Annotated in this window: 20 protein-coding genes and 1 tRNA gene; all 21 read left to right on the forward strand. The window is 48.6% G+C overall.

Annotated elements, in window-relative coordinates; all coding sequences use genetic code 11:
• Nucleotides 1-22 precede the first annotated feature (22 nt).
• The 21 genes from ACTRXH_RS12000 to lysS all read left to right on the forward strand — a co-directional run bounded on the left by ACTRXH_RS12000 (nucleotide 23) and on the right by lysS (nucleotide 20,050).
• Nucleotides 23-1,585 carry a putative polysaccharide biosynthesis protein gene (locus tag ACTRXH_RS12000; RefSeq protein WP_474261161.1) on the forward strand — a complete coding sequence of 521 codons (1,563 nt, stop codon included), beginning with the start codon at nucleotides 23-25 and terminating at the stop codon, nucleotides 1,583-1,585.
• Nucleotides 1,585-3,069, forward strand: a complete 1,485-nt coding sequence (gene yabN, locus ACTRXH_RS12005) for a bifunctional methyltransferase/pyrophosphohydrolase YabN (RefSeq protein WP_474282266.1) — start codon at nucleotides 1,585-1,587, stop codon at nucleotides 3,067-3,069. Before ACTRXH_RS12000 ends, yabN begins: the two co-directional genes overlap by 1 nt.
• A gap of 2 nt (nucleotides 3,070-3,071) precedes the next feature.
• Nucleotides 3,072-3,326 carry an RNA-binding S4 domain-containing protein gene (locus ACTRXH_RS12010; RefSeq protein ID WP_091615012.1) on the forward strand — a complete coding sequence of 85 codons (255 nt, stop codon included), beginning with the start codon at nucleotides 3,072-3,074 and terminating at the stop codon, nucleotides 3,324-3,326.
• Between the two features lie 221 nt (nucleotides 3,327-3,547).
• On the forward strand, nucleotides 3,548-3,940 hold the full coding sequence (locus ACTRXH_RS12015; protein ID WP_474261159.1) for an FtsB family cell division protein: 393 nt from the start codon (nucleotides 3,548-3,550) through the stop codon (nucleotides 3,938-3,940).
• Between the two features lie 129 nt (nucleotides 3,941-4,069).
• Nucleotides 4,070-4,507, forward strand: coding sequence for a S1 domain-containing RNA-binding protein (locus ACTRXH_RS12020; protein ID WP_322525271.1), 438 nt, complete (start codon nucleotides 4,070-4,072; stop codon nucleotides 4,505-4,507).
• 147 nt (nucleotides 4,508-4,654) lie between these two features.
• A tRNA-Met gene (locus ACTRXH_RS12025) sits at nucleotides 4,655-4,731 on the forward strand.
• A 166-nt stretch (nucleotides 4,732-4,897) separates the two neighbouring features.
• On the forward strand, nucleotides 4,898-5,659 hold the full coding sequence (locus tag ACTRXH_RS12030) for a threonine/serine exporter family protein (protein ID WP_322525270.1): 762 nt from the start codon (nucleotides 4,898-4,900) through the stop codon (nucleotides 5,657-5,659).
• A gap of 24 nt (nucleotides 5,660-5,683) precedes the next feature.
• The gene (locus ACTRXH_RS12035; RefSeq protein WP_022792856.1) at nucleotides 5,684-6,136 is read left to right on the forward strand and encodes a threonine/serine exporter family protein; all 453 of its coding nucleotides are present in this window, start codon (nucleotides 5,684-5,686) and stop codon (nucleotides 6,134-6,136) included.
• The gene (gene tilS, locus ACTRXH_RS12040; protein ID WP_474282268.1) at nucleotides 6,120-7,490 is read left to right on the forward strand and encodes a tRNA lysidine(34) synthetase TilS; all 1,371 of its coding nucleotides are present in this window, start codon (nucleotides 6,120-6,122) and stop codon (nucleotides 7,488-7,490) included. The genes ACTRXH_RS12035 and tilS overlap by 17 nt, the downstream gene beginning before the upstream one ends.
• Nucleotides 7,491-7,708: 218 nt before the next feature.
• The gene (gene hpt, locus ACTRXH_RS12045) at nucleotides 7,709-8,251 is read left to right on the forward strand and encodes a hypoxanthine phosphoribosyltransferase (RefSeq protein WP_027847186.1); all 543 of its coding nucleotides are present in this window, start codon (nucleotides 7,709-7,711) and stop codon (nucleotides 8,249-8,251) included.
• 67 nt (nucleotides 8,252-8,318) lie between these two features.
• Nucleotides 8,319-10,355 (forward strand): ATP-dependent zinc metalloprotease FtsH, encoded by a 2,037-nt coding sequence (gene ftsH, locus ACTRXH_RS12050; RefSeq protein WP_474261157.1) that lies wholly within the window; start codon nucleotides 8,319-8,321, stop codon nucleotides 10,353-10,355.
• Nucleotides 10,356-10,570: 215 nt separating this feature from the next.
• A complete protein-coding gene (gene hslO, locus ACTRXH_RS12055) occupies nucleotides 10,571-11,464 on the forward strand; it encodes an Hsp33 family molecular chaperone HslO (protein ID WP_298786971.1) in 894 nt (297 codons plus the stop codon).
• A gap of 109 nt (nucleotides 11,465-11,573) precedes the next feature.
• Nucleotides 11,574-12,506: a cysteine synthase A gene (cysK, locus tag ACTRXH_RS12060; protein ID WP_474282270.1), complete on the forward strand. Its 933-nt coding sequence runs from the start codon at nucleotides 11,574-11,576 to the stop codon at nucleotides 12,504-12,506.
• Between the two features lie 234 nt (nucleotides 12,507-12,740).
• Complete coding sequence (locus tag ACTRXH_RS12065; RefSeq protein ID WP_474282272.1) at nucleotides 12,741-14,204, forward strand: anthranilate synthase component I family protein; 1,464 nt, start codon at nucleotides 12,741-12,743, stop codon at nucleotides 14,202-14,204.
• A gap of 27 nt (nucleotides 14,205-14,231) precedes the next feature.
• The gene (gene pabA / locus ACTRXH_RS12070) at nucleotides 14,232-14,819 is read left to right on the forward strand and encodes an aminodeoxychorismate/anthranilate synthase component II (RefSeq protein ID WP_474282274.1); all 588 of its coding nucleotides are present in this window, start codon (nucleotides 14,232-14,234) and stop codon (nucleotides 14,817-14,819) included.
• A 2-nt stretch (nucleotides 14,820-14,821) separates the two neighbouring features.
• Nucleotides 14,822-15,658, forward strand: coding sequence for an aminodeoxychorismate lyase (pabC, locus tag ACTRXH_RS12075; RefSeq protein WP_474282276.1), 837 nt, complete (start codon nucleotides 14,822-14,824; stop codon nucleotides 15,656-15,658).
• A 27-nt stretch (nucleotides 15,659-15,685) separates the two neighbouring features.
• Nucleotides 15,686-16,528 carry a dihydropteroate synthase gene (gene folP, locus ACTRXH_RS12080; protein ID WP_474277724.1) on the forward strand — a complete coding sequence of 281 codons (843 nt, stop codon included), beginning with the start codon at nucleotides 15,686-15,688 and terminating at the stop codon, nucleotides 16,526-16,528.
• A complete protein-coding gene (gene folB, locus ACTRXH_RS12085) occupies nucleotides 16,521-16,883 on the forward strand; it encodes a dihydroneopterin aldolase (RefSeq protein ID WP_474282278.1) in 363 nt (120 codons plus the stop codon). Before folP ends, folB begins: the two co-directional genes overlap by 8 nt.
• Nucleotides 16,883-17,398 (forward strand): 2-amino-4-hydroxy-6-hydroxymethyldihydropteridine diphosphokinase, encoded by a 516-nt coding sequence (gene folK, locus ACTRXH_RS12090; protein WP_474261148.1) that lies wholly within the window; start codon nucleotides 16,883-16,885, stop codon nucleotides 17,396-17,398. Before folB ends, folK begins: the two co-directional genes overlap by 1 nt.
• Before the next feature lie 32 nt (nucleotides 17,399-17,430).
• A complete protein-coding gene (dusB, locus tag ACTRXH_RS12095) occupies nucleotides 17,431-18,420 on the forward strand; it encodes a tRNA dihydrouridine synthase DusB (protein WP_322525259.1) in 990 nt (329 codons plus the stop codon).
• A gap of 127 nt (nucleotides 18,421-18,547) precedes the next feature.
• Nucleotides 18,548-20,050, forward strand: coding sequence for a lysine--tRNA ligase (gene lysS, locus ACTRXH_RS12100; protein WP_474282280.1), 1,503 nt, complete (start codon nucleotides 18,548-18,550; stop codon nucleotides 20,048-20,050).
• The last annotated feature ends 357 nt before the right edge of the window (nucleotides 20,051-20,407 follow it).

The following is a 20,407-nucleotide window of genomic DNA, read 5'->3' on the forward strand; positions in this document are numbered from 1 at the left end:
GGGCGGATGGAAGGGACCGAAGATGACAAATGACAAACGCTCTTTCGCGCGTTTACTAAAAAGCGTTTCCCTGCTGACAGCAGCTGCCCTGATAGGAAAAGTATTCAGCGCTGTTTACCGGATTCCATACCAGAATATGACCGGGGATATTGGGTATTATGTTTACCAGCAGGTGTACCCGTTCTACGGTATAGCGATGATTCTTGCTCTTTACGGATTTCCGGCTGTACTGGCTGGTGAAATGATACAGCAGAAAAAAGCATCCGACCGGCTTGAAACGATGAAAGCGGCTGGAGTGGTGCTGATATCTGCAGGAGTATCGGCTTTTGTGCTTCTGTTTCTTTTTGCGCCCGTGGTGGCTGGATTCATGGGAGATGAACAGCTTACGCCGGTACTTCGTATGACTTCATTCGTCTTTCTCCTCGTTCCTGTACTTTCGCTTGGACGCGGATATTACCAGGGGAGAGGGAAAATGGAGCCGACAGCTTTATCGCATGTAGTAGAGCAGGTGTGCCGGGTAACCTTTATTTTGTTGTCTGCCTGGGCAGCAGTATCGGCTGGGCAGGGGGTATATAACGTAGGTGCCGGAGCTATGGGAGCTTCCATAGCAGGCGCCGGTGTTGGGGCTTTGATTCTGCTGCTTCTCTGGTGGTTTCAGCATCGTCGCAAACCCCTGCCTTTTCTTTTTCGGCAAGCCGGAAACGAGTATAAAACAATGGTGAAAAAACTGCTTATCCCGGGAGTAGTTGCCTGTCTCGGTGCAATGGTGTTTTTATTTTATCAATGGATAGATGCGTTTACTGTAGTCCCCGGCCTTGAGGCTTACGGTGTTTCCGGACAGGATGCAAAAGAAACGAAGGGTGTTCTGGACCGGGCACAGCCGCTTCTCCAGTTCGGCACGGTAGTATCTACGGCGCTCGCAGCAGCTGTACTCCCTTCGCTGCGCGGACAGGAAGGAGTTTTCCTCGGTGGGCTTGCTCTTCGGATCAGTCTGGTTATCGGCGGAGCGGCGGCTGTAGGCCTTTATACAGTAGCTGACTTTGTGAATGTGATGCTGTTTGAAAACAGCAGGGGAACAGAGCTTATGGCTGCGCTCGCTATTTCACTTCTGTTTAGCGGATGGATTGTAACTGCGAACGCGATTCTCCAGGGGGGAGGCTATGTCCGGATAGCTGCCGGATCAATAGTGGCTGGAGGAATCATAAAGCTCGTCGGAAATATAGTGCTTATACCGTCCTTTGGCGCAGTTGGTGCAGCTGCGGCAACGATCGGCGGCCTTGCTGTTACGAGCCTTCTGCAGGGAGCGCTTCTGCAGAAGTACCGGCTGATTTCCTGGCCTTCCCCCAGGTGGTGCGTCTGCTGGGTGACTCTTTTAGTCCTGCTTGGCGCTGGACTGTGGATGCTGCAGCTGCCTGCCGCCAGCGTAGACGCACGGACGGTCGCTGGCATGTGGGCCCTGGGTCTGGCCGGGGCCGGCGTGGCATTGTGCCTTGCTCTTGTCAAAGGCTTAAAACTTTTCGAACGCCAGGAGTGGAACATATTTTCCGCAGGCGGAAATAAGAATGAAAAGAGGGGGACTTCCTAATGAATAATGCAGACACGCGACCAGTTATTACCGTTTTAGGGCTCGGAGCAGGAGATGCCGGGCAGCTCCCCCTGGACGTTTACCGTCGTCTCCGCGCAGCTTCCTCTCTGTATTTACGTACCAGGGAGCACCCGGTAGTCAGAGAGCTTCAGGAAGAGCTGCCGGCGCATAAAACCTTTGACCAGGTCTACGAACAGACAGATTCGTTTGAAGAGGCATACGGAATAATGACGGAAGAGCTGCTTATGGCTTCCAAAGCTTCCGGGGAAATTTGTTACGCAGTCCCGGGTCATCCGCTAGTGGCAGAAATGGTGGTGCAGCACCTGCTTGAAGCAGAAAAGGCCGAAAAATGCCGGGTGGACATCGTGGGCGGACAAAGCTTTTTAGACCCTGTCTTTGCAGCCCTGCGGCTGGATCCGAGTGAAGGCTTCCAGCTGCTGGATGCGACGGCGCTGAAAAGAGAAAACGTGCAGACCTCCATCCATTTGCTGCTTACCCAGGTGTACGATCGTATGACAGCTTCAGAGGTGAAGCTGACGCTGATGGAGCTGTATCCGGAAGAGCACATCGTGCACATGATTTCCGGAGCGGGAACCGGAACAGAACGGCTTCAGAAGCTGCCGCTGTACGAGCTTGACCGCGAAGACTTTGTCGATAATCTAATGTCCGTTTATGTGCCGCCGCTGCCGTTTTCGGCCCGGTTCGGAGACTGGGACAAATTGCGCAGCATTATCGCCTCTCTCCGGGCTCCGGACGGGTGCCCATGGGACAGGAAACAAACGCACCAATCGCTGAAAAAATACCTGCTCGAAGAAACCTATGAAGTATTAAGTGCCATCGATGCTGAAGACGACGACAACCTGCAGGAAGAGCTGGGGGACATTTTGCTTCAGGTGATGCTTCATGCTCAAATTGGGGAAGAAGAAGGCTTTTTCACCATTGATGATGTAGTGGAATCAGTAACGGAAAAAATGATCCGCCGGCATCCGCACGTGTTTGCAGAGTCAGCGGCGGCTACCCCGGAAGAAGTGAACACGCAGTGGGAACAGATTAAAAAAGCTGAAAAAAGCAAAGATGGCGAAGAGGATTCTGTACTGGCGGATATTCCGCAGGCAATGCCGGCACTAATGAGAGCCTACGAAATTCAGAAAAAGGCAGCAAAGGCCGGGTTCGACTGGGGCGATGATGCTCCGATGTGGGACAAGCTCCACGAAGAAATAGACGAATGGAAAGCGGAGCTTCGTGCAGAAAACGAACAAAACAGCTCAAAGGAATTTGGGGATATTTTATTTGTGCTCGTTAATCTTGCCCGGTTCTTTCGCGTACATCCGGAGGAAGCGCTCGAACAGACGAATCAGAAGTTTTTCCGTCGTTTTGCCTACATTGAACAGAAAATGAATGAAGAAAACCGGCACTGGAAGGAAGAAAACTTTCTGCAGACAGCGGAAGCATGGTGGCAGGAAGCGAAGAAGGAGGAACGGTAACGGTGAGAATAGATAAGTTTTTAAAGGTGTCCCGGCTGATTAAGCGAAGAACTCTTGCAAAGGAAGTAGCTGCCCAGGGACGCATTACGGTAAACGGTAATCAGGCGAAAGCCGGAACGGAAGTAAAGCCTGGGGATGAAATCATCGTACGTTTTGCTTCGAAGACATTAAAATTAAGAGTGGAAGCCATTAAAGATACAACGAAAAAAGATGAAGCAGAATCGATGTATACACTGATGGAAGAAGAAAGTAAATAATACGAACGGCCGTTCCTTTTTGGGGCGGCTTTATTATTCAGTATGGAAGAAAACCTGCGAAAACAGAAAAAATAAAGCGAAAAACTGTAATAAAGAGGAAAAACCGTGTTGAAACTCTTTCGCTGCTCCGTTATGATTAACATAACTAAAATCGTAAACGGTTTATAAAGCGCTTGTTTTACAACAAAGCTTGCAGAGACAAGCGAAGGAGGAGCTCTTGATTGATTGAAGAAAAGAAAAAAGTAACAAACATTCATAGACCGCACTCCCACCAGCAGACACAAACAGATGCCCGTAAAGAAGCCTCAGTACAGAAGCAGCGCCGTGGATTGAAAAAAAGAATGACTGCTTTAACCGTTGTTACTGCCTTTGTCGTCATATTAATGGGAATTACTTTATTCTCACAGTGGCAGACCATTGCAGCCAATAATGAGGAGCAGCATCAGATGGAAGAGCAGATGGCGAACCTTGAGGATAAAGAAGCGGATTTAAATCAGCAGGTGGAGGATTACAACGACCTTGATTACATAGCAGAAGTCGCCCGGGAAGAGTATTATTTAACTAAAGAAGGGGAAACGCTTTATAAACTTCCGGAAAGCGATTCATCTAATTGACATTGTTTTTTGGCTTCGAGTATAATTACTTGGACACAGAGAAATTGAAAACGTGAGGCGTTTCTCTTTCTTTTGCACTAATCTCTTTTTATATTTCATATAGGATCCATAAGGAGGAGCATTTTTTAGATGGCAATTGAAGTGGGCAGCAAGATACAGGGCAAGGTTACCGGCATTACGAAGTTTGGCGCTTTTGTAGAAGTGGAGCCGGGAAAAACGGGTCTCGTTCACATTAGTGAAGTCGCGGATAAATACGTGGAAAACATCAGTGATTTTCTGTCCGTCGGGGATGAAGTGACAGTAAAGGTGATGAAGGTAGAGGATGATGGAAAAATCGGACTCTCCATCCGTAAGGCGCAGGACCGTCCTCAGGAAGAACGCCCGAAAAGCAGCGGCAGCGGTCGCCCAAAAAGCGGGGGAGACCGGCCACGTGGAGGATCGAAGCCTCCGCAGCAGCGTCCGGCAAGCTTTGAAGACAAAATGAGCAGCTTCATGAAAGACAGTGAAGAACGCCTGGCCACTATCCGTAAGCAAACTGAAAAACGAGGAAAAAAATCCCGCAAGTAATGCCGAAAGCTTCCAACCCTGGAGAGAGCCTGCCAACGCACGGCAGGCTCTCTTTGTTTGGGGAAATGCTTCAGCAGAAATTAATTTCATAGCGCATATTGACTTTTAATACAAAAACAATTTATAATCGTGAATGTCGCAATAAATGGCGGCGTAGCTCAGCTGGCTAGAGCGTACGGTTCATACCCGTAAGGTCGGGGGTTCGATCCCCTCCGCCGCTACCAAATTATAACTTGAATGCTTCCACTGCCAATTGGGCAGTGGTTTTATTTTGTTCCAGATAATTAAAGCGGTTTCACTGCTGAAAACTACTTTTGTTCCGCTGGCGAGTATTCTATACTTTAAGCGAAAGCACATTTACATATTAATTGAGGAAGGGCGGGGAGGCACGTGGAAAAAGCAGATGACATTATGGCTATGTGTCTGCATGCCGGACAGCTTATGCTCCGCTACGGTTCAGAAACGTTTCGGATAGAGGACACAATGCGGAGAATGGGCCGGGCTGCCGGAATGGAGCAGGTGAATACATTTGTGACGACAACAGCTATCTTTTTGTCGTTTAAATCGCCTGTAGACCAGCGTGATCATATACAGATGCTCCGAATTGAGGAGCGTTACCAGGATTTGAGCAAGGTGACCTCAGTCAACCAGTTGTCGAGGGAATACGTGAGTGGTCTTCTTACTTCAAGGGAAGTAAAGAAGCAGTTAAAAGAAATCGAAGAATCACCGATGAATTATCCTGTATGGTTCATTTACCTGGCTTCCGGTATTGGCGGGGGCGCTTTTTCTTATTTGATCGGCTCGAGCATTATGGATATGCTGCCGGCCGCACTTGGCGGACTCGTGACAGCGGTAGCGCTCGTACGCTACCAAATGAGGCTGAAAGTGAAGTTTTTCTCGGAGTTTCTGGCCTCATTCACGGGTGCTTTAATAGCCATGCTGATGGTGCAGATGGGACTTGTAATGAATACCAACCAGGTAATTATCGGCACGATTATTCCTCTTGTACCAGGTGTGCCGCTGACGAACGCGGTGCGTGATTTAATGTCGGGAGATCTGGTGGCAGGAGTAGCCAGGGGCGCCGAAGCGGCTGTCTCAAGCATGTCTATAGCAGGCGGTGTGGCAGTAGCACTCACAATTTTTTTCGTATAGACTGAGGAAAAGAGGGAAATAACGATGGCGATGTTTGCATTAGAGCTGGGCCTTTGTTTTGTCGCGACGATCGCTTTTGCGATTATTTTTAATATTCCGCTCCGGCTCGTCTGGTGGGGCGGGTTTATCGGTGTAGGCACGTGGGCGATTTATTCACTAATGCCGGTTTTAGGCCTGTCGCTCGTTTTTGCGGCGGCGGTAGCTGCATTTTTTGCTTCGTTTGTCAGCCAATGGTTTGCCCGGTTTATGAAAGTCCCGGTGACAACCTTCAGTCTCCCGGGAATCATTCCACTGATCCCTGGCAGCAGGGCGTATGAAACGATGCTTGCATTCGTACAGGAACGGTATTTATACGGACTGGAGCAGGGCGTGGAAACAGTGCTGCAGGCCATTGCAATTGCGGCTGGCCTCGTGTTCGCATTTTCGGTATTTTCTGTTGGCAAAGGGGTGGGCCAGCGTTATGAAACACATCGTTGAAGAATGGATCACCAGATGGGAAATGATACCACCGGGAGCGAAAGTACTCGCAGCGGTCTCCGGGGGCCCGGATTCCATGGCAGCTGCGTCCATCCTGAAAAGCTTACAGAGTAAATATGAATTCACCCTGGGAATTGCGCATGTAAACCATGGCTTCCGTCCGGAAACATCGAAATCCGAGGCGCAGATGGTGCGGACGTGGGCGGAGCATCAGCAGCTGCCTTTTTTTTCGGCGGCAATGTTTATGAAAGAAACCCCTGATGAAAAGGCGACACAGGCAGCGGCCCGGAAAAAAAGGTATGATTTCTTTTTCCGCACTATGGAACATTTTGACTACAGCGTTCTGATGACCGGCCATCATGCAGATGATCAGCTTGAAACGATGATCATGCAGGCAGCTTCGGGCCGGTCGCTTCTCGGTGAAGAAGGAATTGCCCCGAAGCGTGCAATGAACGGTTTGAAGGTTGCACGTCCTCTGCTTGGTGTGAAAAAAACAGAAATTCTGCTCTATTGCAAAGAGCACGGCATACCTTACGTGGAGGATGAAAGCAATGCTACGGACGATTACAGGCGTAATCGGGTGCGCCGCCACGTCATTCCGGCGCTGACAGATGAATTTCCTTCAGTGCATCAGCACATGCAGAAAAAATATGAATGGCATAAAGAACAGCAAAACTATATGCGCAGCCAGGCAGGTGCTTTTCTCGATTTTTACGGAGAAAAGCTGGAACTTAATTATGCAGCTGTAAGAATGGATTTTTTTCATGAAACCCCTCTTGCTTTACAAAGGGAAACGGTTTCGCTACTATTAAATTATTATTTTTCTGCAGAAGAAACAGGTATTTCGGCTTCTTTGGTGGATTCCTGTATCAGTCTGGCTTCTGCCGCCGGCGCTTCAGGAGAGCTTCATTTACCCGGGGGGATACTGGTCCGCAAATCTTACGATAGGCTGGAATTCTTATGCAGGGGAAAATCCGGCCCTTCTTTTCCTGAACTGGTCCGTATTTCTGACTACGGTAACTACAAATACGGCCCCGGGGTCGTCAGGGTAAGTCGTGACCGTCCGGAGGATGCGGATTGGTGGGTGGCTGTCCCGGAAAGAATTCTTTCGTTCCCGATATACGTCAGACCCCCGCGCGCAGGGGACCGAATACATATACCAGGCATGAAGGAAGCGAAAAAAATTCATCGTCTGTTTATAGACGAAAAAGTTCCAAAGCATGAACGTGCGCACCGGCCCGTATTTACAGATGAAAAAGGGACTATTTTATGGCTCCCCGGCCTGCGTGCCTCCTTTCGCTATGAAAAAGAATCAGCCTATTTCGTATGGAAAAAGCACTGGGCAGGCACGTGAAATAAGAAGTGACAATTTCGGAAAATTTGTTGTGCAGGGAAGCAAATTCCCTTTATACGTGCTATGATTGAAAATGGACCATTTTTAACAATGGCAGCTTATAACATGGTTGTAATGCTTCTGTTTTGTGACTATAGTTTTATAAAATAAAACAGCGGCTGTTAAAATTCAGCCCGGATGAAAGAATGAAATTCGCTTGGGAGGGTAAAGACATTCAGATGCACGACGAAATACAGGATATATTAATCTCGGAAGAAGAACTGCAGACAAAAATTAAAGAACTGGGCACAACGCTTACGGAAGAATATGACGGGCGTTTTCCTTTAGTGATCGGAGTTTTAAAAGGAGCACTTCCTTTTATGGCTGATATTGTCAAGCGCATGAACATTCATCTTGAGATGGATTTTATGGACGTTTCAAGCTACGCCGGGGGCACGGTTTCCACTGGGGAAGTTAAAATTATCAAAGACCTGGATACAACGGTTTACGACAGAGACATCGTAATACTTGAAGACATTATTGACAGCGGGCGCACGCTTAAATACTTAATCAGCCTCCTGCAGACCCGGGGAGCAAAGTCGTTAAAAGTGGTAACGCTCCTGGATAAGCCGGAGGGACGGGTAGTGGACCTTACCGCAGACCTGGTTGGCTTTACAGTGCCGGATGAATTTGTTGTGGGCTACGGTCTGGATTACGCAGAAAGATACCGGAATCTGCCGTATATTGGTGTATTAAAGCCCGAGATTTATCAAGGCGGATGATTAGGAACAGACAAGTGAATATGATACTATTATTGCAGCTTTCGATGTATGCAGGAGGAGGTCAGGAATGAACCGAATTTTTCGTAACACTGTGTTTTGGCTTTTTTTATTCCTGGTTATTATAGGGATTATCAGCTTTGCCCAAAACGATGGTGCAGATACAAATACAATCAGCAGTACAGAGTTCAATGAACGTCTTAGTGAGAACGAATTTGCTACTATTACGCTCCAGCCCGAGGGCGGAGTTTACAATGTAACAGCTGCCACCAGTGAAGATACTGAAAATGCGGAAACGTACGAGTCGTATATTCCGATGACAGATGAATCAACACAGCAGCTGCAGACAGCACAGGGGCCTAACGGCAACGCTGTCGAATTTGATACGCAGCCGGAAGAAGAAACGAGCGGCTGGGTTACTTTCCTTACAACGATGATTCCATTCATCATTATCTTCCTTCTGTTCTTCTTCCTGCTCAGCCAGTCCCAGGGCGGCGGCAGCAAGATGATGAACTTTGGTAAAAGTAAGGCGAAGATGTACCAGGAAGACAAAAAGAAGGTGCGTTTTAAAGACGTAGCCGGTGCGGAGGAAGAAAAGCAGGAGCTTGTAGAAGTCGTTGACTTTCTGAAAGATGCCCGTAAATTCTCCAACATCGGTGCCCGTATTCCAAAAGGCGTACTTCTTGTCGGTCCTCCGGGTACAGGTAAGACGCTGATCGCCCAGGCGGTCGCCGGAGAAGCAGACGTACCGTTCTTTTCCATCAGTGGTTCAGACTTCGTGGAAATGTTTGTCGGTGTCGGTGCTTCCCGTGTACGTGACCTTTTTGAAAACGCGAAGAAAAATTCACCGTGTATTATTTTCATTGATGAGATTGACGCAGTGGGAAGACAGCGTGGTGCCGGCGTCGGCGGCGGCCACGATGAACGGGAGCAGACGTTGAACCAGCTTCTGGTTGAAATGGACGGCTTTGCCGGCAATGAAGGTATCATTATCATTGCAGCGACTAACCGTGCCGACGTACTCGACCCTGCACTTCTCCGTCCAGGACGTTTTGACCGTCAGATTCTTATTGGCCGTCCGGATGTAAACGGCCGGGAGGAAATCCTTCAGGTGCATGCGCGCAACAAGCCGCTTGCAGAAGACGTTAACTTCCGGGCCATCGCACAGCGTACGCCTGGTTTTACCGGGGCGGACCTCGAAAACCTTCTGAACGAAGCGGCGCTTGTGGCAGCCCGTGCTGATATGCAGAAGATTAGAATGACGCATGTGGAAGAAGCGATTGACCGCGTTATTGCCGGTCCTTCGAAAAAATCACGCGTTATTTCAGAAAAAGAACGTAACATCGTGGCGCACCACGAAGCAGGCCACACAGTTGTTGGTATGAAGCTTGAAAACGCGGATATGGTGCACAAGGTAACCATCGTTCCGCGCGGCCAGGCCGGCGGTTATGCAATGATGCTTCCGAAGGAAGATCGTTACTTTATGACCAAGCCGGAGCTTCTCGATAAAATTGTCGGCCTGTTAGGCGGCCGTGTGGCAGAGGAAGTTATGTTTAACGAAGTGAGTACAGGTGCTCATAATGACTTCCAGCGTGCTACAGATATCGCCCGCCGCATGGTTACCGAATACGGTATGAGTGAAAAGCTCGGCCCGCTGCAGTTTGGCTCAAGCGGCGGCGGCCAGGTATTCCTCGGCCGTGACATGCAGAACGAACAAAATTACAGTGACGCTATCGCTCACGAAATTGATAATGAAATGCAAAGAATCATTATGGAATCGTATGAACGCTGTAAACAGATTCTTACGCAGTACAAAGACCGGCTTGAGCTTGTAGCCCAAAGCCTTCTGGAGCTGGAAACGCTCGATGCAGAGCAGATCCGTTCCCTTGTTGAAGATGGCAAGCTTCCAGAGGATCACTATTCGAATAAATCGGATGAAGAGATGGGTGCTACGAAAAGCGAAGAGCAAAAAAATGAAGAGGAGCAGGCTGACCACGTCCTAAAAGATGACAGCGGTGAATCTTCTTCGGAGGAAACCTCTTCTGAAGAAACGACAACTTCTTCGGACTCGGGCTCCGACAGCGACGATACGAATCGTCGTGACTAGCATGAAAGAAAGGGTGCCTTTAAGCGGGCATCCTTTTTTGTATGCTTAAAAGAGAGCGGATGTTTTTCTCCGCACGTTCTGCGGTATAGCATAAACAGAAAGCATGCGAGCGGATTAGTTGTTTTTCAATTGGTTTTGTACAATACTATGTATCAGGTTTTCAAAGATAATATTATGATATAGAGAGCAAGAGTGGAAAGGAAGGAATTAAATCAATGAAGGATTATTTAGTAAAGGCAACAGCGTTTAATCATCAGGTTCGTGCTTACGCCGTACACACGACAGAGATGGTGGATGAGGCGGTCAGACGCCACCAGGCATGGCCGACTGCTTCGGCGGCTTTAGGCCGGGCGATGACAGCGGGTTCCATGATGGGAGCGATGCTTAAAGGCGACGATAAACTGACCATTAAAATTGAAGGGCATGGGCCGATGGGTCCAATTATTGTCGACAGTAACTCTTCGGGTGATACGAGGGGGTATGCTCACAACCTGCAGGTTCACTTCGATTTAAACGACAGCGGTAAACTGGACGTAGCCCGTGCCGTCGGTACAGAAGGAACCTTATCGGTAGTTAAAGATCTTGGCATGCGGGACATGTTTACCGGCAACGTTCCGATTGTTTCCGGTGAACTCGGAGACGATTTTACGTATTACTTTGCGAATTCCGAGCAGCTGCCTTCGTCTGTCGGTCTCGGAGTGCTTGTAAACCCGGATAACTCTGTAAAAGCAGCAGGCGGGTTTATTATTCAGGTTCTTCCTGATGCAGAGGAAGAATATGTAGCGCGCCTTGAGCAGCAGATACAGCAGATGCCGCCGGTGTCCAAGCTGATTGAACACGGTAAAACCCCGGAGGAAATTCTTCATATTATCCTCGGTGAAGAGGTGAACGTGCTCGATACCCAGCCGGTTCAATTTTCCTGCCAGTGCTCTAAGGAGCGGGTGGAAAATGCGATTATTTCTCTTGGCACCGACGAACTCCAGGACATGATTGAAAAGGACGGGGGAGCCGAGACAACTTGTCACTTTTGTAACGAGGTCTATCACCTGGATGTGGATGATCTGGAGCGTTTGAAAGAGCGCACCTCTGAAATTGAAAACCGCTCCTAGATTATTTATGCGCCTTTTGATCTACAGATTGACAGAAGTTGACCAAATTGATACGATTAAATTATAATAAAACCAATAAATTTACTTGGTGTTTGAAGGAGGAGCATGAATGAAGGCTGCAAATAACGTTACAGAACTCATTGGAAATACTCCCGTAGTAAAACTAAACCGTTTAACTGGGGAAAATGATGCAGATGTTTATTTGAAACTTGAGTATATGAATCCAGGAAGCAGTGTTAAAGACCGTATTGGTCTTGCTATGATCGAAGCTGCTGAACGGGATGGCCGTTTAAAAGAAGGGGATACAATCGTTGAACCAACAAGCGGTAACACAGGCATCGGCCTTGCGATGGTAGCTGCTGCCAAAGGCTATCCGGCGGTGTTGGTAATGCCGGAAACAATGAGCATGGAGCGTCGCAATCTTCTTCGTGCATACGGTGCGGAACTGGTGCTTACACCAGGACCTGACGGCATGGGTGGTGCGATTTCTAAAGCGAATGAGCTTGCTGAAGAAAAAGGCTACTTTATGCCGCAGCAGTTCGAAAACGAAGCCAATCCGAAAATCCACCGTGAAACCACCGGCCGCGAACTGCTGGAGCAGATTGACGGGCCGATTGATTCCTTCGTTTCCGGAATCGGGACCGGTGGCACGATTTCCGGTGCAGGCGGCCTTTTGAAGGAGCACTATCCGGGGATGCGTATTGTAGGTATTGAGCCGGCAGATTCCCCAATTTTAAACGGCGGAAATAAAGGCCCTCACAAAATTCAGGGCATCGGTGCCGGTTTTGTACCTGGTACGCTGAATACAGACATTTACGATGAAGTAGCGGTAGCAACCACGGAGCAGTCGTTTGAATATGCCCGCCGCGCTGCCCGCGAGGAAGGCATTTTGGGCGGTATTTCTTCCGGATCGGCTATTTATGTGGCTCTTCAGGAAGCGAAAAAGCTCGGCAAAGGCAAAAAAGTTGTGGCTGTTATTCCTAGTAACGGAGAGCGCTACTTGAGTACGCCTCTTTACCAGTTTGAAGACACTGTAGACTGAGATAAAAAATGTTTAAAAGTCCGTACCCTCAAAAAGGGACGGGCTTTTTTTATGGAAATAGCTTTAATGATGCGCTTTGGTTTATTTGGAGTGAATGGGAACGAAAAAGGGTAATGAAGCAAACGCAGCGTTCTGATTGTTTTTTTATAAAAAATTTCGTAGACTTGGTAGAAATGTAAAGAGAATTTTCTGTAAAAAAAGAGAGAATTGGATGAAACCGGGGGCATACACATAATGGATGAGCGACTGGCCCGAGGGCCTCAAGCAGGAGAATCATATACACAGACTACGACGTCGTTTTTTCAGACGAATGACCAGTTTTTTCAGGCGTTCGACTTTCTTGCCAGGGAAGAACCTTACCATGTGCTGCTTGAAAGTGGACGTCAGGGCGAACTCGATATCGCTGGCCTTTGCCCCTTTGCGGTAGTGGAAGGGAAAGATGGAGAGACGAGCCTTCATAGACATGGAAGTACTGAAATGCATGCAGGAGATCCACTTGAAGCATTGGCAAAATGGATGGAGCCGTACAATCTTCCAGAGGATCCGGATCTGCCGCCGTTCCAGGGGGGAGCGGTAGGCCAGATAAGCTACGATTATGTACGTTATATTGAACAGCTGCCGGAACTCGCGGTGGATGACCTTAGGATGCCGGATGCGTACTTTCTACTGTATGACCTGTTTTTCATTCATGATAAAAAAACCGGGGAAACGTGGGTATGGCATTTACATGCTGAAGAGGAAGACGCCGTTAAATTCGTCGAGAAATGGAAAAAAACATGGATGGAGGCGGCAGAAAAGTCTGCCGGACAGGAGCGTTCAGAATCGAAGGGGGCTGTATCTGCCGAAAAGTCGGTGCCCTCCTTTTCCGGGGAATTGTTCGGCGGAGCAGTAGAGCAGATTAAAGAGTATATTGCTGCGGGGGATGTCTTCCAGGTGAATTTATCCACTCGCCAGACACAGCTTTTGCATACCTCTGCCTTTCATATTTATCAAAAGCTGAGAGAGCTGAATCCCTCCCCCTATATGGGCTATATGCATACACCGGACTGGCAGACGGTCAGTGCCTCCCCGGAGCTTCTGGTAAAAAAACGGGGTGCGGAGGTGTCCACCCGCCCGATTGCCGGAACCCGTTCGAGAGGGAAGGACGAACAGGAGGATATGGCGCTTGAACAGGAGCTGATGGGCACAGAAAAAGAGCGGGCCGAGCATGTCATGCTCGTCGATCTTGAAAGAAATGATCTGGGCCGTGTCTGCCGCTATGGTTCTGTAAAAGTGGATGAATTAATGGCAGTGGAAAGGTATTCCCACGTGATGCATATTGTCTCTAATGTAAGAGGAATACTTGCTGAAACAGAGCAGGTGTATGATATGATAAGGGCAGTGTTCCCGGGAGGGACGATCACCGGTGCTCCGAAAGTACGGACAATGGAAATTATTGAAGAGCTCGAGCCGGTACGCCGGGGTTTTTATACAGGAGCGTTTGGCTGGATCGGCTACAACAAGGATGCAGAGCTGAACATTTCTATTCGCACCATGCTTGCCAAGGACGGGTACGCCCATGTTCAGGCAGGGGCCGGGATCGTTATCGACTCTGATCCAAAAGCAGAATACAAAGAATCAATCAAAAAAGCCAAAGCGTTATGGGAAGCGAAAAGACAGAGTGAAGCAGAGGCCGGCATCACCCACGAGCAGAGCTGAGACTAGAATAGAAAGGAAGATTTTCGCATGATTTTAATGATTGATAACTATGACTCGTTTACGTACAACCTCGTGCAGTACCTCGGAGAAATGGGAGAAGAACTCGAAGTGCGGCGCAACGACCAAATCACGGTGGAGGAGATTGCCCATTTGAATCCCGATATTCTGATGATTTCCCCGGGGCCCTGCAGTCCGGATGAGGCGGGGATCAGCGTCGAAGCGATACGCCGCTTTGCCGGTGAAATCCCGATTTTTGGTGTCTGCCTCGGCCATCAGGCGATTGCGCAGGCTTTTGACGGCGATGTTGTACGGGCGGAACGGCTGATGCACGGAAAAACATCGGAGATCCACCATGACGGTGTGAGTATTTATACCGATCTTCCAAATCCATTGACGGCTACAAGATACCACTCGTTAATTGTGAAAAGAGAAACACTGCCGGACTGCTTTGACATCACCTCTGAAACGGAAGCCGGGGAGATTATGGGTATTCGCCATCGCACCCTTCCTGTGGAAGGCGTGCAGTTTCACCCTGAATCGATTATGACCGGTGAAGGGAAACAGATGCTCAAGCGCTTTGTGGATCGGCACCGGCAGTCGGAAGAGGTGCTGTAGCATTGTATGTATATATAGACGGTGAGGTAAAGAAGGCGGGCGAAGCTCGTCTTTCTGTGTTTGATCACGGTTTTATGTACGGGCTCGGCTTATTTGAGACGTTTCGGGTGTATAACGGGCACCCGTTTTTGCTGAATGCTCATATGGAAAGGCTCGAAGCCGGCGCAGAAGAGCTCGGCATTGTCTTCCGCTATGAACGCGAAACGGTGGAGGCAGAAATTCAGCAGCTGCTCGACGCCAATGGGCTAGAGAATGCCTACGTACGATATAATGTATCCGCAGGGCCCGGAAGTCTGGGGCTTCAAACGACTCCCTATCTTGAGCCGGTTATTGTTATTTACATGAAGCCGCTTCCGGCAGCGGGAGCAGAACCTATGCAAAAGGACGCCTTATGGCTTCAGCTGAGGCGCAACAGTCCGGAAGGCCGGGAACGCATGAAGTCCCACCATTATATGAACAACTGGCTCGCCAAGCAGGAAATAAAAGACCGTCCGGAGGCGGAAGGTATTTTCGTCAATAGCGGGGGATATGCTGCAGAAGGCATCGTGTCCAATATTTTCTGGCGGAAAAGAGATACTTTGTACACACCGGCAGTGGAGACAGGTATTTTAAACGGCATTACCCGTCAATTTGTGATACAGTTAGCACATGAAAATGACTACACCGTGGAGGAAGGCCACTTCCTCCCGCAGGATATAGAAGCGGCAGAAGAAATGTTTGTCACGAATTCTATTCAGGAAATTGCAGCGGTCCGTGCCCTTGGGGATTATTATTTTCCGAGCTATTCAGCGGCCCGGCTGCTGCACCGCCGCTACCAGAAAGAAAGAGAGAGAAAATAAAAGCTGGCACGGCAGGGAGGAGAGAAAATGCGCAATCAGGTAATGCGATGGAAGAATTGGGAGCTTGATTTTTCCTTAAAAACGTTTGTCATGGGGATTTTAAATGTGACGCCGGATTCCTTTTCTGACGGAGGCCGTTACAGCGAGGTGGAGCATGCTGTCGCGCAGGCAGAAAAACTGGTGGGGGACGGAGCGGATATTATCGATATCGGCGGGGAGTCCACACGCCCCGGGGCGGCATTTGTAGAAGCAGAAGAAGAGCAGCGGCGGATTGTCCCGGTGCTCGAAGCCCTGAGGGGCCGTATAGGCGTACCTATCAGCGTGGACACCTATAAAGCGTCCACCGCCGAGGCAGCTGTTAAAGCTGGGGCGGATATCATTAATGATGTGTGGGGAGCAAAAGCAGATCCCGACATGGCCCGGGTAGCAGCTGAATACGACGTGCCAATAATTTTGATGCACAACCGGGATAATACTGAGTACCAGGATTTGATGCCGGACATGATTCAGGATATTTATGAAAGCATAGCCATTTGCGAGAAGGCCGGAGTCAAAGCAGACCGTATTATTCTGGATCCCGGCATAGGCTTTGCAAAAACCTATGAGCAGAATCTGGAAGCGATGCGGAAAATGGATCAGTTTACGTCGCTTTCGTACCCCGTACTTCTTGGCAGCTCCCGTAAATCGCTCATATCAAAAACGCTTGAGCTTCCTGCCGACGACCGGGTAGAAGGAACAGGCGCTACAGTAAGCCTTGGTATTGAACGCGGGTGCGATATTGTCCGTGTGCATGACGTAAAAGAAATGACGCGCGTAGCCCGGATGATGGACGCTATGCTCGGAGTAAGAAAGGAGCATTCGGTTGGATAAAATTCATTTACAGGGAATGGAGTTTTACGCTTATCACGGAGTGTTTGAGGAGGAAAACAGGCTCGGCCAGCGCTTTCGCGTCAATTTAGTACTCGAAGCGGATCTAAAGCCGGCAGCGACAGAGGATGACGTAGAAAAAAGCGTTAACTATGCCGAAGCATTCGAAGCGGTGAAAGATGCCGTGGAAAACCAAACATTCCGGCTGGTAGAAACTATTGCTGAAAAAATCGCTGAAACAATATTTGCGCGTTTTGAAATCGTTAAGCAGCTTCATGTAAAAGTGATTAAACCGGATCCTCCAATTCCGGGACACTACGATCATGTTGCCATTGAAATGACCAGGGTTCGTCCGTAATGCCCCAGGTTTTTATTGCCCTGGGGTCAAACCTCGGGAAACGGGAAGAGTATTTAAAGCGGGCGGTTCAGGCTATGCAAAAGGAGAAGCAGATGCAGCTGATAAAGCTTTCCCCGGTGTATGAAACCGCACCGGTAGGGGTGGTCGATCAGCCGCATTTTCTGAATATGGTTTCTGAATGGAGCACTGATTACGGACCGGAAGAACTGCTGGAGGCGCTTCACCGGATCGAGCATGAGCTTGAGCGCATACGTGAAGAACGATGGGGGCCGAGAACGGTGGACCTTGACATTCTTATCTATGATGAAGAAAATATGAACAAGGAGCATTTAATTATTCCGCATCCCCGGTTAACTGAGCGGGCCTTTGTTCTGGTCCCCTTTTTTGATATTGCCCCCGACCGTTTTGTTCACGAGGACAAGACGGTTCGTTGGTATGTAAAAAATCTGCCAGAGAAAGAACGGGCTGACGTAGTATACTGGGGCGAGCTGTCAATAGAAAACAACGACGCGTGAAAAATAAAGACAACACATAGGAGGTTGCTGTGGTGTTAAAAATTCGTGACATAGAAATGAATAACCCGGTGGTGCTTGCTCCGATGGCGGGAGTCAGCAACCCTGCTTTCCGGCTGATTGCGAAGGAATTTGGAGCAGGGCTCGTGTGCGCAGAAATGGTAAGCGACAAAGCAATACTGCATGAAAATGAAAAATCGATGCGGATGCTCTACGTGGATGAAAGGGAAAAGCCGCTCAGTCTCCAGATTTTTGGCGGGGACAAAGAAACGATGGCCGGGGCTGCTGAAGTAGTGGATCAGCATACCAATGCAGATATCATTGATATAAATATGGGCTGTCCTGTGCCGAAAATCACTAAGTGTGATGCAGGGGCCAAGTGGCTGCTTGATCCGGATAAAATCTATCAAATGGTAAAAGCAGCTGTGAACGCAGTAGATAAGCCCGTAACGGTAAAAATGCGGATGGGCTGGGATGACGAGCACATACTGGCTGTGGAGAATGCTCAGGCAATTGAGGCAGCCGGCGGCGAAGGCGTAGCGGTACACGGGCGCACCCGGGTGCAGATGTATGAAGGTGTGGCAAACTGGGAAATACTTAAGGAAGTAAAAGACGCCGTGAACATCCCGGTAATTGGCAACGGGGACGTCTCTACTCCCCAGGACGCCCAGGCGATGCTTGATACGACTGGAGTGGACGGAGTCATGATCGGCCGTGCCGCTCTCGGGGACCCTTGGATGTTTTACCGGACAGTACAGTATTTGGAGACAGGAAAGCTTGTAGAAGAAGAACCAACTCCAAAGGAAAAAATGGATGTGTGTATCGTGCATATGGATCGTTTGATAGAGTTGAAAGGTGAAGATGTGGCTGTGCGGGAAATGCGCAAGCACGTGGCCTGGTATCTAAAGGGCATGCACGGCGGCTCTAAGGTACGGGGTAAAGTAAATGAACTGAATACACGCGATGAAGTGGCGGAAACACTATATAATTTTGTCGGTTCTACGGAAGCTCCCAGTATGGCATAAGCATTTGCACGCAGAGCGGCTTCTTCCAGGGAAGCCGCTCTGTTTATGAGTGCTGGAATAAAACTGGAAACAAAAGGTATTATATAATAGAAGAAAAAATTAAAAGCGATCTAAAGGGGAGACTACTATGAGCCAGGATCAAGAGCTGAACGACCAGTTCCGTGTACGGCGTGAAAAAAGAGAAGCGCTGATTAATGAAGGGAAAAACCCATTTGGAGAACGCTTCGCGCGTACTTATGATTCAAAAACTATGCACCGGGAGTTCGACGCCTTCTCTAAGGAAGAGCTGAGCGAAAAAAATACGGATATTACGATAGCGGGGCGCATGGTCACTAAGCGTGGAAAAGGGAAAGCAGGATTTGCCCACCTGCAGGATCTTGAAGGGCAGATTCAGATTTACGTACGGAAAGACGAAGTCGGCGACGAAGCATACGAAGGCTTTAAGGATATGGATATTGGAGACATTGTCGGGGTGCGCGGCCGTGCATTTAAAACAAATGTAGGGGAATTATCTGTGCGGGCCACAGAAGTAACGCTCTTAACAAAGGCTCTTCGCCCGCTGCCTGATAAATACCATGGACTTCAGGACATTGAACAGCGCTACCGCCAGCGTTATTTAGATCTTATTGCAAATCCCGAAGTGAAAGATACGTTTATCATGCGGAGTAAGATCATCCAATCCATGAGAAATCATTTGAACCGTCAGGGCTTTTTGGAAGTGGAAACACCAATGCTGCATACAATACCGGGTGGAGCGTCTGCGCGTCCGTTTGTTACTCATCATAATGCTTTGGACATGGAGCTGTACATTCGTATTGCGATTGAATTGCATTTAAAGCGTTTGATTGTCGGTGGCATGGAAAAAGTATATGAAATTGGCCGCGTCTTCCGGAATGAAGGTATTTCCACCCGCCATAACCCTGAATTTACTATGATGGAATTGTATGAAGCCTTCGGAGACTATGAAGATATTATGGACCTGACCGAAAGCTTGATCGTACAGATCGCAGAAGATGTACTTGAGAGTACCACGCTCCAATACGGAGACGAACAGATTGAACTCGGTAATCAGTGGAAAAGAATGCACATTGTAGACGCTGTCAAAGAAGAAACCGGCGTGGATTTCTGGCAGGAAATGAGTGACGAAGAAGCCAGAGCGCTGGCTAAAGAACATAATGTGCCTATTCGGGAAACGATGTCCTTTGGTCATGTGGTTAACGAATTCTTCGAGCACTTTGTGGAAGAAAAACTAATTCAGCCTACTTTTGTTTACGGTCATCCGCTCGCTATTTCTCCGCTTGCAAAGAAAAATGAAAAAGATTCCAGATTTACAGACCGCTTTGAATTATTTATTGTAGGACGTGAACATGCAAACGCCTTTAGTGAGTTAAACGATCCTGTAGATCAGCGGGAGCGGTTCGAAAAACAGGTGGAAGAAAGAGAAGCTGGAGATGAAGAAGCTCATATGATGGACTACGATTATCTTGAAGCAATGGAATACGGACTTCCACCAACAGGAGGGCTCGGTATAGGCATTGACCGGCTGGTGATGCTGCTAACGAACTCTGCTTCTATCAGAGATGTGCTCTTGTTTCCGCAAATGCGCAGCCAGGCTTCCCACGAAGAGTAGACAGTTTTCTGCCGGCTTTCTGACTCGAAAGCCGGCATTTATATAAAAAATTAAAAGAAAATATAAAAATGGGTTGCGTACAAATAAGAAACGATGATATATTATTTTTTGTCGCCGTAAAGAGAGCGGCAGGCTGTTCAGGCAGCTGAAAAAAGTTATTGACTTAATAACGCTCCGGTGTTAATATATAAAAGTCGCGAAAATAACGACAGATTGTTCTTTGAAAAGGAAAGACAAGCCAGAGCCCCAATCAAAAGCAACACATTTTTAGGGCATTTCGGATGCCACAGCATCAAACTTTTTACGGAGAGTTTGATCCTGGCTCAGGACGAACGCTGGCGGCGTGCCTAATACATG

The sequence above is a fragment of the Marinococcus sp. LNHM5E3-2.1 genome (assembly GCF_056034365.1).

Bases quoted from the DNA above. Each gene is read 5' to 3' on its own strand.
- lysS (WP_474282280.1), top strand. From the start codon at position 18,548: ATGAGCCAGGATCAAGAGCTGAACGACCAGTTCCGTGTACGGCGTGAA.
- pabA (WP_474282274.1), top strand. From the start codon at position 14,232: ATGATTTTAATGATTGATAACTATGACTCGTTTACGTACAACCTCGTG.
- ACTRXH_RS12020 (WP_322525271.1), top strand. From the start codon at position 4,070: ATGGCAATTGAAGTGGGCAGCAAGATACAGGGCAAGGTTACCGGCATT.
- yabN (WP_474282266.1), top strand. From the start codon at position 1,585: ATGAATAATGCAGACACGCGACCAGTTATTACCGTTTTAGGGCTCGGA.
- hslO (WP_298786971.1), top strand. From the start codon at position 10,571: ATGAAGGATTATTTAGTAAAGGCAACAGCGTTTAATCATCAGGTTCGT.
- cysK (WP_474282270.1), top strand. From the start codon at position 11,574: ATGAAGGCTGCAAATAACGTTACAGAACTCATTGGAAATACTCCCGTA.
- hpt (WP_027847186.1), top strand. From the start codon at position 7,709: ATGCACGACGAAATACAGGATATATTAATCTCGGAAGAAGAACTGCAG.
- ACTRXH_RS12035 (WP_022792856.1), top strand. From the start codon at position 5,684: ATGGCGATGTTTGCATTAGAGCTGGGCCTTTGTTTTGTCGCGACGATC.
- tilS (WP_474282268.1), top strand. From the start codon at position 6,120: ATGAAACACATCGTTGAAGAATGGATCACCAGATGGGAAATGATACCA.
- folK (WP_474261148.1), top strand. From the start codon at position 16,883: ATGCCCCAGGTTTTTATTGCCCTGGGGTCAAACCTCGGGAAACGGGAA.
- folP (WP_474277724.1), top strand. From the start codon at position 15,686: ATGCGCAATCAGGTAATGCGATGGAAGAATTGGGAGCTTGATTTTTCC.
- ACTRXH_RS12000 (WP_474261161.1), top strand. From the start codon at position 23: ATGACAAATGACAAACGCTCTTTCGCGCGTTTACTAAAAAGCGTTTCC.
- ACTRXH_RS12065 (WP_474282272.1), top strand. From the start codon at position 12,741: ATGGATGAGCGACTGGCCCGAGGGCCTCAAGCAGGAGAATCATATACA.
- ftsH (WP_474261157.1), top strand. From the start codon at position 8,319: ATGAACCGAATTTTTCGTAACACTGTGTTTTGGCTTTTTTTATTCCTG.